Origin of the sequence: Kurthia senegalensis (assembly GCF_000285595.1) — a bacterium.
Lineage (GTDB): Bacteria > Bacillota > Bacilli > Bacillales_A > Planococcaceae > Kurthia > Kurthia senegalensis.
Map to the genome: position 1 here is coordinate 847,601 of NZ_HE611064.1, position 14,027 is coordinate 861,627.

Annotated in this window: 16 protein-coding genes and 1 pseudogene; all 17 read right to left on the minus strand. The window is 39.2% G+C overall.

Annotation, left to right across the window (positions count from 1 at the left end; genetic code table 11):
• Positions 1 to 32: 32 nt before the first annotated feature.
• Positions 33 to 440 carry a F0F1 ATP synthase subunit epsilon gene (locus KSHG_RS04445; RefSeq protein WP_010302417.1) on the minus strand — a complete coding sequence of 136 codons (408 nt, stop codon included), beginning with the start codon at positions 438 to 440 and terminating at the stop codon, positions 33 to 35.
• A 25-nt stretch (positions 441 to 465) separates the two neighbouring features.
• Positions 466 to 1,890, minus strand: a complete 1,425-nt coding sequence (gene atpD / locus KSHG_RS04450) for a F0F1 ATP synthase subunit beta (protein ID WP_010302420.1) — start codon at positions 1,888 to 1,890, stop codon at positions 466 to 468.
• A 54-nt stretch (positions 1,891 to 1,944) separates the two neighbouring features.
• A complete protein-coding gene (atpG, locus tag KSHG_RS04455; protein WP_010302422.1) occupies positions 1,945 to 2,799 on the minus strand; it encodes an ATP synthase F1 subunit gamma in 855 nt (284 codons plus the stop codon).
• 44 nt (positions 2,800 to 2,843) lie between these two features.
• Positions 2,844 to 4,367, minus strand: a complete 1,524-nt coding sequence (atpA, locus tag KSHG_RS04460; protein ID WP_010302425.1) for a F0F1 ATP synthase subunit alpha — start codon at positions 4,365 to 4,367, stop codon at positions 2,844 to 2,846.
• A 31-nt stretch (positions 4,368 to 4,398) separates the two neighbouring features.
• Complete coding sequence (locus KSHG_RS04465) at positions 4,399 to 4,935, minus strand: F0F1 ATP synthase subunit delta (protein WP_010302428.1); 537 nt, start codon at positions 4,933 to 4,935, stop codon at positions 4,399 to 4,401.
• Complete coding sequence (gene atpF / locus KSHG_RS04470; protein ID WP_010302431.1) at positions 4,932 to 5,456, minus strand: F0F1 ATP synthase subunit B; 525 nt, start codon at positions 5,454 to 5,456, stop codon at positions 4,932 to 4,934. The genes KSHG_RS04465 and atpF overlap by 4 nt, the downstream gene beginning before the upstream one ends.
• Before the next feature lie 138 nt (positions 5,457 to 5,594).
• Positions 5,595 to 5,816 carry a F0F1 ATP synthase subunit C gene (gene atpE / locus KSHG_RS04475; RefSeq protein ID WP_010302434.1) on the minus strand — a complete coding sequence of 74 codons (222 nt, stop codon included), beginning with the start codon at positions 5,814 to 5,816 and terminating at the stop codon, positions 5,595 to 5,597.
• A gap of 75 nt (positions 5,817 to 5,891) precedes the next feature.
• Positions 5,892 to 6,605 carry a F0F1 ATP synthase subunit A gene (gene atpB, locus KSHG_RS04480; protein WP_010302437.1) on the minus strand — a complete coding sequence of 238 codons (714 nt, stop codon included), beginning with the start codon at positions 6,603 to 6,605 and terminating at the stop codon, positions 5,892 to 5,894.
• Between the two features lie 36 nt (positions 6,606 to 6,641).
• Positions 6,642 to 7,013, minus strand: coding sequence for an ATP synthase subunit I (locus KSHG_RS04485; protein WP_010302440.1), 372 nt, complete (start codon positions 7,011 to 7,013; stop codon positions 6,642 to 6,644).
• Between the two features lie 496 nt (positions 7,014 to 7,509).
• A pseudogene (gene wecB / locus KSHG_RS16140) lies at positions 7,510 to 8,615 on the minus strand (non-hydrolyzing UDP-N-acetylglucosamine 2-epimerase).
• Positions 8,616 to 8,638: 23 nt separating this feature from the next.
• Positions 8,639 to 9,268: a uracil phosphoribosyltransferase gene (gene upp / locus KSHG_RS04495; RefSeq protein ID WP_010302448.1), complete on the minus strand. Its 630-nt coding sequence runs from the start codon at positions 9,266 to 9,268 to the stop codon at positions 8,639 to 8,641.
• 371 nt (positions 9,269 to 9,639) lie between these two features.
• Complete coding sequence (gene glyA, locus KSHG_RS04500; protein WP_010302450.1) at positions 9,640 to 10,893, minus strand: serine hydroxymethyltransferase; 1,254 nt, start codon at positions 10,891 to 10,893, stop codon at positions 9,640 to 9,642.
• A 45-nt stretch (positions 10,894 to 10,938) separates the two neighbouring features.
• On the minus strand, positions 10,939 to 11,496 hold the full coding sequence (locus KSHG_RS04505; protein ID WP_010302453.1) for a TIGR01440 family protein: 558 nt from the start codon (positions 11,494 to 11,496) through the stop codon (positions 10,939 to 10,941).
• Between the two features lie 12 nt (positions 11,497 to 11,508).
• On the minus strand, positions 11,509 to 11,952 hold the full coding sequence (gene rpiB / locus KSHG_RS04510; RefSeq protein WP_010302455.1) for a ribose 5-phosphate isomerase B: 444 nt from the start codon (positions 11,950 to 11,952) through the stop codon (positions 11,509 to 11,511).
• Between the two features lie 308 nt (positions 11,953 to 12,260).
• Positions 12,261 to 13,394, minus strand: a complete 1,134-nt coding sequence (locus KSHG_RS16145; protein WP_010302456.1) for a methyl-accepting chemotaxis protein — start codon at positions 13,392 to 13,394, stop codon at positions 12,261 to 12,263.
• Positions 13,391 to 13,540: a hypothetical protein gene (locus KSHG_RS19080; protein ID WP_010302458.1), complete on the minus strand. Its 150-nt coding sequence runs from the start codon at positions 13,538 to 13,540 to the stop codon at positions 13,391 to 13,393. Before KSHG_RS19080 ends, KSHG_RS16145 begins: the two co-directional genes overlap by 4 nt.
• Positions 13,541 to 13,550: 10 nt before the next feature.
• Positions 13,551 to 13,982, minus strand: coding sequence for a low molecular weight protein arginine phosphatase (locus KSHG_RS04520; protein ID WP_010302461.1), 432 nt, complete (start codon positions 13,980 to 13,982; stop codon positions 13,551 to 13,553).
• Positions 13,983 to 14,027: the final 45 nt, after the last annotated feature.

Below are 14,027 nucleotides of genomic sequence, written 5' to 3' on the forward strand. Positions count from 1 at the left end.
CTACTCGCTTTTTTATGATCAATAAGCAAAGCTTAAAGATTACCCTCTTTAACGTTGATACGATTGATTGCGCGGTTAAGTGATAACTCAGCACGTTTCACATCGATGCCTTCTTGTTTCGCTTGAACGCGTTGTTCAGCACGTTTAAGTGCTTCTTTTGCACGAGCAAGGTCAATAGAATCGGCAACTTCTGCAGAAGGAGTTAAAATAGTAACTTGTTCAGCACGGATCTCTACGAAACCGCCGCTAACTGCTACTAATTCAGTTTTGTTGTCCGGTGTTTTCACACGTACAACACCAATAGCAAGTGGTGCAACTGTTGGAATGTGACCTGGTAAGATCCCCATTTCACCAGAAGTAGCACGAACACTTACCATTGAAGCTTCTGAATCGTATACTGGACCGTCAGGAGTGACAATGTTGACTACAGTGGTCTTCATATTTTCTTCCTCCTAGTCCCTATTATTAAAGTGTTACGCCTAAGCTTTTAGCTTTTTCGATAACATCATCCATATTACCAACTAAGTGGAATGCTTCTTCAGGGAATTTATCGTATTTACCTTCAAGGATTTCTTTGAAACCTTGTACAGTATCTTTCACGGCAACAAGAGAACCTTTTTGACCAGTGAATTGTTCTGCTACGTGGAAGTTTTGAGATAAGAAGAATTGTACACGACGAGCGCGGTGTACAGTTAATTTATCTTCATCAGATAATTCATCCATACCTAAGATAGCGATGATATCTTGTAATTCATGGTAGCGTTGTAATGTTGATTGAACTTTACGAGCTACGTCGTAGTGTTCTTGACCAACGATTTCAGGTGCTAATGCACGAGAAGTTGAAGCTAATGGGTCAACCGCAGGGTAGATACCCATTTCAGATAATTTACGTTCAAGGTTAGTTGTTGAGTCTAAGTGAGCGAAAGTCGTAGCTGGAGCCGGGTCAGTGTAGTCATCGGCTGGTACGTATACCGCTTGAATAGAAGTAACAGAACCTTTGTTAGTAGATGTAATACGTTCTTGTAATTTACCCATTTCAGTAGCAAGAGTTGGTTGGTAACCTACAGCAGAAGGCATACGACCTAATAATGCAGAAACCTCAGAACCTGCTTGAGTGAAACGGAAAATGTTATCTATGAATAATAGAACGTCTTGTCCCATTTCATCACGGAAGTATTCAGCCATTGTAAGACCAGAAAGTGCTACACGCATACGAGCACCTGGTGGCTCATTCATTTGACCGAATACCATGGCAGTTTTAGTAATTACACCTGCGTCAGTCATTTCGTAGTAAAGGTCATTACCTTCACGAGTACGTTCACCAACACCGGCGAATACAGAGATACCACCGTGGCCTTTAGCGATGTTGTTGATTAATTCTTGGATTAATACAGTTTTACCAACACCGGCACCACCGAATAGTCCGACTTTACCACCTTTGATGTAAGGAGCTAATAAATCGACTACTTTGATACCTGTTTCAAGAATTTCTACTGAAGTAGATAATTCATCGAATTTTGGAGCTTCACGGTGAATTGGATCGCGACGTTCAGAAGCAGCGATTGGTTCTTTACCTGCTTCTAAATCGATTGGATCGCCTAGTACGTTAAATACACGACCTAGAGTAATTTCACCTACTGGTACTGAGATTGCAGCACCTGTATCTGTTACAACTGCACCACGACGTAAGCCATCAGTTGATGACATTGCAATTGTGCGGACAGCGTTATCACCTAAATGAAGAGCTACTTCTAAAGTTAGAATAGTTGGTTCTTCGTTAGGTTTGTTAATTTCTACAGTTAGCGCGTTATAAATTTCTGGTAATTGGCCTTCGCCGAATTGTACATCGACTACAGCACCCATAATTTGAAGAACGTGTCCTGTGTTCATTATGCGTTTCCCTCCTATCAAAATATACAGATCCGCTTATAATGCAGGGCGTGCCTATTCTAAGGCTGCAGCGCCGGCTACGATTTCTGTAATTTCTTGTGTAATCGCCGCTTGACGCGCACGGTTATACAATACTGTTAAATCATTAATTAATTCTTTAGCGTTGTCTGTTGCGTTTTTCATTGCTGTCATACGCGCAGCATGTTCACTAGCTTTAGCATCTAATAATGCACCGTATACTAGGCTTTCCGCATATTGTGGAAGTAATACTTCTAAGATTTCTTCACCTGATGGTTCGAATTCGTAAGAAGCATTTGTAGTAGCTGGTGCGATATCAGTGATTGGTAATAATTTGCGTTCCATGAACACTTGTGAAACGGCATTTTCGAAATGCGCGTAACACATTACTACTTCATCAACTTGACCATCTGTGAACATACCAACAGCAGTACGAGCAATACGTTTAATGTCAGAGAAAGCAGGTTGGTCTGGTAAACCGATTTCAGAATCAGCTACTGTATAACCTTGTTTCATAAAGAAGTCTGATGCTATACGACCTGCAGCGAAAATTACAACTTGATCTTTCGATTGGTTGCGGTTTTCCATTGCAGTAGTCGCTTTACGAATTGCATTCGTATTGTAAGCACCAGCAAGACCACGGTCAGAAGTGATTATGATGTAAGCAGTCTTCTTAACTGGACGTTCTACTAACATTGGGTGAGATGCAGCTGTACCGTTAGCGATTGCAGCTACAACATCTTGAATTTTATTCATGTATGGAACGTATTTTTTCGCGTTACGCTCTGCACGTGACATCTTAGAAGATGACACTAAGTGCATTGCTGACGTGATCTTCGAAGTAGACTTCGTAGAGTTAATACGTTGTTTGACCTCACGTAATGTTGCCATTGATATATTTCACCACCTTATAATTTTAGTTAAAATCCCACGAATTATTCAGCTGTACGAGCGAAGACTTTTTTGAATGCTTCGATAGTAGCTTTCATATCATCATCGTTTTTAGGAAGAGCTTTCGTGTCTTTAATTTGACCTAAAATGTTTTTGTGGCCTGCATCATTAGCGTCTAACCATAGGTAGAATTCGTTTTCGAAACGAACGATATCTTGTACTGGAATATCATCTAAATAACCTTTAGTTAAAGCGTAAATGATTGCAACTTGTTTTTGAACTGGAATTGGTTTGTTTAAGTCTTGTTTTAAAACTTCAACCGTACGTTTACCACGTTCTAAACTACGAGTTGTAGCTTCATCTAAATCTGAACCGAATTGTGCGAATGACTCTAATTCACGGAAACGTGCTAAGTCAAGACGTAATGTACCGGCAACTTTTTTCATAGCTTTGATTTGCGCAGAACCACCAACACGAGATACAGAAAGACCTGGGTTGATTGCTGGACGTACACCAGAGTTGAATAAGTTAGATTGTAAGAAGATTTGTCCATCAGTGATAGAGATTACGTTAGTTGGGATGTATGCACCGATATCACCAGCTTGAGTTTCAACGAATGGTAAAGCAGTGATTGAACCACCACCGTAGTTTTCGTTAAGACGAGCTGCACGTTCTAATAAACGAGAGTGTAAGTAGAATACATCACCAGGGTAAGCTTCACGACCTGGAGGACGACGTAATAGTAATGACAGTTCACGATAAGCTGCTGCTTGTTTTGAAAGATCATCATATACGATTAATACGTCTTTACCTTGTAGCATTAATTCTTCCGCCATTGATACACCAGCGTAAGGAGCTAAGTATAACATTGGAGATGGAGAAGATGCTGACGCAGTAAGAACGATAGTGTAATCTAGAGCACCGTGTGCACGTAGAGTTTCTACTAAGTTACGAACTGTAGATTCTTTTTGGCCAATAGCCACGTAGATACATACAACGTCTTGGTCAGCTTGGTTGATGATTGCATCAACAGCTACAGATGTTTTACCTACTTGACGGTCACCGATGATTAATTCACGTTGACCACGACCGATTGGAACTAAAGCATCGATTGCTTTAATACCTGTTTGTAAAGGTTGGTCTACTGATTTACGAGCCATTACACCGAAAGCTGGGCTTTCGATTGGACGAGTTTTAGTAGTGTTGATTGGACCTAATCCATCAACTGGTAAACCTAAAGTATTTACTACACGACCAATTAGTTCTTCACCAACTGGAACTTCCATAATACGGCCAGTACGTTTTACTTCGTCGCCTTCTTTAATACCTGCACTAGAGCCAAGAATAACAATACCTACATTGTTTTCTTCTAAGTTTTGTGCCATACCAAGAACGCCAGTAGAGAATTCTAATAATTCTCCAGACATAACGTTATCTAGACCGTGAACACGAGCGATACCGTCACCAATAGTGATGATTGTACCTACTTCGCTTACTTGCATTTCAGATTGGTAATTTTCCATCTGCTGTTTAATAAGTACACTGATTTCTTCAGCTTTGATGCCCACGTTTGTCACCTCTCAAAATTGTTTTCGGTTATTAGCCGATTAATGTACGTTTTAAGCTTTCTAATTTAGTAGCAACAGTGCTGTCATAAATTAAATTGCCGACTTGTACTTTAATTCCACCAAGTAATGATGGATCGATTTTATTTGTAATATGAAGTTTCTCTTTACCTACTTTTTTAGCAAAAGTAGAAGAGATACGAGTTAATTCGTCTTCAGTTAAAGTAGTTGTTGAATAAACAACTGCTTCAGCAGCGCCAGAAGCATCATATGATAATGTCATAAATGCATCAACGATTGCTGGTAATTCATGAATACGACCTTTGTCTAAAATGACTTTAAGTGCATTTAAGACGATTGTTTGAGCGCCAGCGAAAAGTGTATCAAACATTTGACGTTTTTGCTCAGCTGTAATTTTAGGAGAATCTAAAAGAACCATAAGTTCTTTGTTCTCTTCTAAAACTTTTTTAATTTCTGCCATGTCTGTAGAAACAGCATCAACAGCATTATTTTTTTGTGCTAGTTGAAAAAGGGCCTCAGCATAACGTTTAGCCGCCGGTGATTGACTCATCGAGCTTCCCCTGCCTTCGCAATCGTTTCTTCAATTAGAGAACGATTATCTTCTTCAGATACTTCTTTCGCAAGAACTTTAGAAGCAGCAAGTACAGAAAGTGATACGACTTCTCCGCGTACTGCAGCGATAGCTTTTTCTTTTTCAGCTTCAATGTCACGTTTAGCAGATTCTTGTAAACGAGCAGCCTCATTTTTAGCTGCTGAAACAATTTCTTCTTTTTGCATTTCAGCTTGTTTTTTAGCATTTTCAACGATGCCTTGAGCTTCGCCTTGTGCTTTAGATAAAAGACTACGTTGTTGTTCTAATAGTTGTTGAGATTCTTGACGATTTTTTGCAGCCTCGTCTAAATCGTTCGCAACTTGTTCTTCACGTTTTTGCATGATTCCCATTAAAGGACCCCATGCTACTTTTTTCAGGATTGCCATTAACACGATAAACACTACTAACATGTAGATGATATCTCCCCAGTTTACGCCAGGGTGTTCTGCAGCTCCTAATACTAGATGATCTAGAAACACGATTGTTTCACTCCCTTCAAGAGCTTATAAAATTGGTTCTAAAAACGTAAATGTTATTCGAAAGTTAAATAATTTAACTTGTGATTAAAACATAAATGAATGGCGAAGAATTTCTTCGCCATTAAAAATCGTAAGAAATTATTTATTCATTACGATGAATGCGATTACTACTGCGATGATTGGTAATGCTTCGACTAAAGCGACACCGATGAACATAGTAGTTTGTAAAAGACCTTTTAATTCTGGTTGACGAGCGATACCTTCTACTGTACGACCTACGATAAGACCGTTACCAATACCTGCACCAAGTGCACCTAAACCAACTGCTAATGCTGCTGCGATTAAACCTAAACCTGTCATTGTAATTGTTTCCTCCTTGGAAATAATAAAATTTTTTTGTGTGTCAGCTGCCTAGTTTCCTAGGCAATTTTTATACTAATGGTCTTTGCTCACTTTGTGAGACATATAAACCATTGTTAACATAACGAAAATGTACGATTGGATTGTACCAATGAAAATAGAGAAAGCTTGCCAAGCTAATGTTGGAATGATTGCTGCTAAAATACCAGCACCATGCCACATACCTGCAAGACCAGCAAGTAAACCTAAAAGTACTTCACCTGCGAAGATGTTACCATAAAGTCGAAGACCTAATGTTAACGTGTTAGCGAATTCTTCAATCAATTTGATTGGGAATAACCACCACATAGGTGTAAAGAACGTTTTAGTATAGCCTTTCAACCCTTGTTCTTTCACACCATAGTAGTTAGTAAGAACAATAATCATTACAGCTAGAGTTAATGTAATTGCTGGATCAGCTGTTGGTGATTTCCACCATAAGTAACCGTCGACTTGGATTGAGAAAGGTAAACCTAACATATTTGCTACGAAAATAAACATGATAAGCGTAATACCTAACACGTGGAATTTACCACCTGTTTTCCAGTCCATATTGCTGCCGATAATACCTTTTACGAAGTCCATAAGCCACTCCATAAAGTTTTGCATTCCAGTTGGTTTCATTTGCAACTTACGTGTTGCCGCGATAGCAATGATTAAAACGATTACTGCTGTGATCGTAATCATCATTAAGTTTGCTGGGTTGAAACCTAAATTAAGAAACTCAAAATACGGATTTAAGTGATTCATTTCTGTGTATTCACCTCTCTTTCGAATGCGCTGAGCTTATTGGTTTTTTAAATGAAATACGATCCTGTCCACTAATAGCAGAACGTACGGAATCATTAATCCAATGATCGTGCTACCAACACTAATATACTGTGGATAAGTGAGCGCAAGCGCAACACTTAAAACAGCAGAAGCGAAGCGAATTAGAGTTCCTAGAGAACGAACCTTTTGTCCCTTCTCTACTCTACGACCAAAGTTTTCCATCTTTCGGACGAGACTCCAAAAGTTAAATAGACCGCAAAGCGCACCTATTGCGAGGCCTGCGAATACAGTTTGGTATGACGTAAAACTCCAGCCTAACGCGCATACGAGAAGGAACACAAGTATATACTTTTGAAGCCTTCTATAAATACGATGCATTTCTACCATTGGTCTTTAATCTCCTGAATCTTATTTTCGAATGATGGAAGTACTAGCTGACCACCGGCCATAAACCGGATAAGTAGCGTTAAACTACAAATGCGGGTGGGAAATACGAAATTATTCCCTATATGTGAGAGATAAGTTATATATAATAAGGAACTAACTACATCTTTGAAACGTCTAAAAAAGCCACTAACATATGAGAACAGTCTATTTGAAACAAAAGTTGAAACAAAAGCGTTCTTCTACTGGCCTATTCGGAAACGAAAGATATAGTAGAGCCATCATAGCCTTATCATTTTACCCTTTGTTAGCATACAATAGTGAATATTTCATGTCAATTGCTTATGCCCAAAAACTTGAGAAGTGTATAACATTTGTCGATTTGTTGACAAATATGTGTATTTTTTAAAAACGTTGTTATATCAACGTTTTTAAAATACGTCACCTAGTTTTTTTATGACATGAAGCAAGAAAAACTGTCTTTTCATTCACTTAATTATTATTTTAGAAAACTAATTAGCGCTTTCACGATTTTTTCAGATGCGTGTCCGTCGCCATAAGGGTTCGATGCGTGAGCCATTTGTAAATACGCTTCTTCATTATTTAATAATTCTGAAGCCATTTCATAAATCGTCTCTTCATCTGTACCCGTTAGTTTCAATGTACCAGCTTCAATCCCTTCTGGACGTTCTGTCGTATCTCGTAAAACGAGAACTGGCTTTCCGAGAGAAGGTGCCTCTTCTTGTACACCACCAGAATCCGTCATAATCATATATGACTTCGCCGCAAAGTTATGGAAATCGAATACATCTAATGGTTCAATCAAATGTACACGACTCTCCTCCCCTAGCACGTCTTTTGCGATTTCTCGTACGGCTGGGTTTAGATGAATCGGATAAACGACTTCCAAATCTTCATGTTCATGAAGCAAACGTCGAATCGCCTTAAAGATATGGCGCATCGGTTCACCGAGGTTTTCACGTCGATGTGCCGTTAATAAAATGACGCGCTGTCCTTCAAGCTTTTCAAGTACTGGATTAGAATAAGAAGGTGTGATTGTTGTTTTTAACGCATCAATCGCGGTATTCCCCGTAACGAAAATCGTTTCTTCTTTCTTATTTTCCTTCAGTAAGTTTGCCTTTGCTTGCATCGTAGGCGCAAAATGAATATCCGCTAACACACCTGTTAGTTGACGATTCATTTCTTCTGGGAATGGAGAATACTTATTCCCTGTACGAAGACCCGCTTCTACGTGCCCTACTGGAATTTTGTTATAAAAAGCGGCGAGGCTTGCGACAAATGTCGTTGACGTATCACCATGAACTAAAACAATATCCGGTTGTGCCTCTTTCATGATTGAATCTAAACCTTCTAATCCACGCGTCGTTACATCAATTAATGTTTGACGGTTTTTCATAATGTTTAAATCGTAATCCGGCACGATTTGAAACGTTTCCAATACTTGGTCAAGCATTTGGCGATGTTGTGCCGTAACGGTCACAATCGTTTCAATGTTAGAATTTTTTTTAGTTCAAGTACGAGCGGAGCCATTTTAATCGCTTCTGGTCTCGTACCAAAAACGGTCATCACTTTCCATTTCGACATTTCCTTCACCACCCCGAAAAAAATTATTTAGTACCGAATAGACGGTCCCCTGCATCACCTAAACCTGGCACGATGTAACCGTGGTCGTTTAGTTTTTCATCTTTAGCTGCGATATAAATATCAACGTCTGGGTGTGCTGCAAGTAATGCATCAACGCCTTCTGGAGCAGCGATTAAGCACATGAATTTAATGCTTGTTGCGCCACGTTTTTTAAGTGAGTTGATTGCTTCGATTGCAGAACCACCTGTTGCTAACATTGGATCGACAACGTAAAAGTCACGTTCTTCGATGTCAGCTGGGAATTTTGCGTAGTATTCCACTGGTTTTAAAGTTTCTGGATCACGGTATAACCCAATGTGAGCGACTTTAGCAGCTGGAATTAATTTTAAGATACCGTCAACCATACCTAAGCCTGCACGTAAAATTGGAACAACGGCCATTTTTTTACCAGCTAAAACTTTTGTTTTTGCTTTAACGACTGGTGTTTCAGTTTCTACTTCTTCTAAAGGCATATCACGAGTAATTTCGAATGCCATAAGTGTAGCGACTTCATCTACAAGTTCGCGGAATTCTTTCGTACCTGTATTTTTGTCACGAATAAAAGTTAATTTGTGTTGAATTAATGGATGGTCAAAGACGTATACTTTACCCAAAGTTAAACACTCCCTATAAATAATTATCTTACCTATTATAGCAGAAAAAACGCTTTCATACGTGTAATTATTTATGTTCTTCTATTTTATGAATATTATCCTATTTTTTTACTAGTTGTTGTCTTCCCATCATCTCGATTAATCATTTTTATCTGAAGAAGAAAAAACACATAAAGACGTAAATATTCATTTTATAGAGTAATCTATTACTTTTTCTTCATCATACATTTCATTATTTAATAGTAAAAATTTACGAATGGTTCACTCATTTTCATACAGTCCCATCCGACCGATCTCTTTCAATTTATACGAAGAAAATGCCGACATCGTCAATCGACGTCGGCATTTTTCATATACATAACTACTGAAGATTATGCGTAAATTGGGTATTTGTCAGTTAGTGCTTTTACGCGTGCTTTCGCATCTTCTTTAACCGCTTCGTCTTCTGGATTTTTAAGAACCGCTGCAATTAATGCACCGACTTCTTTCATATCTTCTTCTACGAAACCGCGAGATGTGATAGCAGGTGTACCGATACGAACGCCTGAAGTAACGAATGGTTTTTCTGGATCGTATGGGATACCATTTTTGTTTGCTGTAATGTTCACTTCATCTAAAAGCGCTTCTGCTACTTTACCTGTTAAACCTAAAGAACGAACGTCTAATAATAGTAAGTGATTATCTGTACCGCCTGAAACTAAATCAATACCTTCTGAAACAAGTGTTTCGCCTAATGCTTTTGCATTGTTGATAACTTGTTGTGCATATTGTTTGAATTCAGGTTGTAATGCTTCACCGAAAGCAACTGCTTTACCTGCTATTACGTGCATTAATGGGCCACCTTGAATACCAGGGAAGATTGATTTATCAATTTTCTTCGCCCATTCTTCAGAAGTTAAAATCATACCACCACGAGGACCGCGTAATGTTTTATGTGTTGTTGTCGTTACGAAATCAGCATATGGTACTGGATTTGGATGTAAACCAGCCGCTACTAAACCTGCAATATGTGCCATGTCGACCATAAATAATGCGCCAACTTCATCGGCGATTTCACGGAATTTCGCAAAGTCGATTTCACGAGGGTACGCACTTGCACCTGCCACGATTAATTTCGGTTTGTGTTCGATTGCTTTTGCACGAACATCATCGTAGTCGATTACGTTTGTATCTTTCGTTACACCGTATTCAACAAAATTGTATTGAACGCCAGAGAAGTTTACTGGGCTACCGTGTGTTAAGTGTCCACCGTGAGCTAAGTTCATACCTAAAACGGTATCGCCTTGTTGTAACACTGTGAAATATACAGCCATATTCGCTTGTGCGCCTGAGTGAGGTTGAACATTGACATGTTCTGCACCGAATAATTGTTTTGCACGATCGCGCGCAATATCTTCAACGACGTCTACGAATTCACAGCCACCGTAGTAACGTTTCCCCGGATAACCTTCTGCGTATTTATTCGTAAGAACAGAACCTTGTGCTTCGATAACGGCCGCTGAAACGATGTTTTCGGATGCGATTAATTCGATGTTTGCTTGTTGACGTGCAAATTCTTTTTCCATCGCTTCAAATACTGCTGAATCTTGTGCTTTTAAATTTTCTTGTGCTGCAAGTTTTGCCATTACTCTTTTCCCCCTAAAATCTAATGATCTATTTATTTGAACATCTTAATTAGATGTTTCTAACGTATAAACGGCACGTTCGCCACCGATTAATTTCGGGCGTGTTTTTGCTGCCGTCACGACCGCATCCCCTATTTGTTTTACGGACGTTCGGATTGGTACAGCAACACGTTTCAAATGCATACCGATTAACGTTTGACCGATATCGATTCCCGCATGCGCTTGAATTTCTTCTACGACAACAGCGTCCTTCAAATGACGATAAGCATAAGTAGACATAGAGCCCCCCGCTTTTCGTACAGGTACGACTGCCACTTCTTCGTAGCCGAATTTTTCTGCTGCTTCTCTTTCGAGTGTAAGGGCACGGTTTAAATGTTCGCATCCTTGGAACGCTAAATAAATACCATGTTTGTCAGCAAATGCTTGAAGTGGTTTGAAAAGTGCTTCCGCAATTTCCATACCGCCTGCAGTGCCGATTTTTTCGCCTTTTACTTCTGAAGTAGAACACCCGATGACGAACAGTTGGCCTTTTTTAAGAGGTGCTTGTTCTACAAATTCATCGAGCAAAGTCGTTAGTTGTGTTTCGATTTGTTGTAGAGTCATATTTTTCACCTCTTAGTTTTTCGCTTCGATTTCAGCGATTTTGCTGACGCGACGTTCGTGACGACCGCCTTCAAAATCTGTAGATAACCATGTTTCAACGATTTCTAATGCTAAACCAGCACCAATAACGCGTTCACCCATTGCGATGACATTTGAATCATTGTGACAACGTGTTGCTTTTGCAGAGAATGTATCGTGTACTAATGCACAACGAATACCTTTTACTTTATTCGCTGCGATCGACATACCAATGCCTGTACCACAAATTAAAATCCCTTTATCAAATTCGCCACTCGCTACACCTTCAGCAACAGGAGTTGCGTAGTCAGGATAGTCTACAGAGTTGTCGTCTTTTGGTCCGAAATCTGTGTATTCATAGCCTTTTTGTTCAAGTAAACCTTTAATTTCTTTACGTAAGTTGTTACCACCGTGATCAGATGCGATTGCAATTTTCACAGTTATCCCTCATTTCTTTAATCTAGTCAAAATCAGTGTACCACTTATTTTAAAAGAATGACATGAATTTAAATAGAAAGATAAGTTGGAAGTTATCTTTAAAAACGAACATTTAAAGTATTTTACTTTAAAATGTATGTATTTAAAATAAAATAACACTTATAAATGATTTGAAAATCATTATAATTCGTATTTTAACAAATTTACGATTCGCTGTATAGGTGGAAAATGTACGAATACGGTAATTAAAACATTAAAAAACTCGAAGCTACTATGATGCTGTAGCTTCGAGTCTGTTCATACGTTATTTAATTAAATTTTTTAATGACGTCGTACAACTCATTCGCTTGTTGTTTCAAATGCGTCGTTAGTTGATTCATCTCTTCAATTACATTGACCTGCTCTTCTGTCGCCGCTCGAACTTCTTCGGCACCTGCAGATGTTTCTTCTGCAATCGCTGCGACTTCTTGAGACTGATTCACCGTTTGTTCAATCGTCGTCATTTGTTGTTCAACTAGACTTGAAATTTCAGAAACAGACTTCGCCATTTCATGAATCATCACCGTCATTCCGTCTACAGCTTCCGTCGTCGTCGATACGCGAGCAACTTCTTCTTCTGTCGCTGTTACTTGTTCATGCATCGTTTCAACGACCGCTTTTACACCGCTTTGCATTTGTTGAATTAAGTCTGTAACGTTTTTCGCCGCTTCTGAACTTTCATCTGCTAACTTACGGACTTCTTCGGCAACGACGGCAAAACCTTTCCCATGCTCACCGGCACGTGCTGCTTCAATCGATGCATTCAATGCTAATAGATTCGTTTGATCTGCAATGGCACTTACCAATTGAATAATGTTTTCAATTTCAGATGCATTTTTTTCTAATTGCAAAATGCCACCAAGCGATTGTCGGTTGCTATCAACCATCCGTTGCACGCCGCTTACTAATAAATTAATTTGTTCTGTCGCACTCGATAATTCGTTCACCATTTGTTTCGAAGTCGTGTTTGATAATTCAACGTGCCCGTTAACAGAACTTGCCATATCTTTCACATCATCTAAAGAAATCGCTGTTCGTTGGACGGCATCAGAAGAATGTTCTGCCCCATCAGAAATTTGTGCAATCGTATACGAAATGGCCGACGTTTGGCGTGAAGCATCTTCCGCTTCTTTTGATAATAACTCTACAGAGCGATTCGTCATTTCAAAATTTTCTTCAATATGCGTTACCATTTGACGTAAGTTCCCGAGCATCATTTGAAATGCAACCGCAAGGGAATGCATCTCATCTCTCGTTTTCGGCAATTCTACTTCTTGTGAAATATTCCCCTTCGCCGCTTCATTCGCTACTTTTTCAAGTTGCTGTAACGGTTTAACTAAAATGATACCGAAAATAGCCGCTAGTATGCCCGACCAAATGATCCCAAGTGTATACGTAATCATTTCAAAAACTTGTCGGCTCGTATTCGCAAAAAAGCCGGTTGAATATACTCAATAAAAATAAAACTTGCACTGTACGTTGCAATTGCTAACGCTACTACAAAAACGATTAATTTCTTTCGCAAACCAAATTTCACACGCTTCTCCATCTGGATCCCCCTATCGAATCTTTCTCTCTAATTGATCAATTAATTGTTTCATTACTCGAAACGTTTCACGATAATCCTCAATCGAGCCACCGTACGGATCTGGAATATCTCCTACTTCGTTTCGAACGTATTCTCTTAGCGTGAATGTCTTATCTGCCGCAAATGGATAGACGTCCATAAATGCACGTTTATGCGAAGTCGTCATCGTTAAAATCAAATCCGCCCAACGAACGTTTTCTTCTGTGACAGATGAGCTTTCGTGAGGCATCGACATTTGTTCCTCTTCCAAAACCGTCGATGAACCGATGGACATTTGATTGCCATTCGTTGCGTAAATCCCGGCTGATTTCACATCAACACCTACTAACTTCTTCGCTCTCAAAATTGCTTCCGCCATCGGGCTTCTGCACGTATTTCCCGTACAAACGAAATAAATGTTCATTTTATTCACCTCATTCACATTCTCACTCTTTGTGATTATTATAAG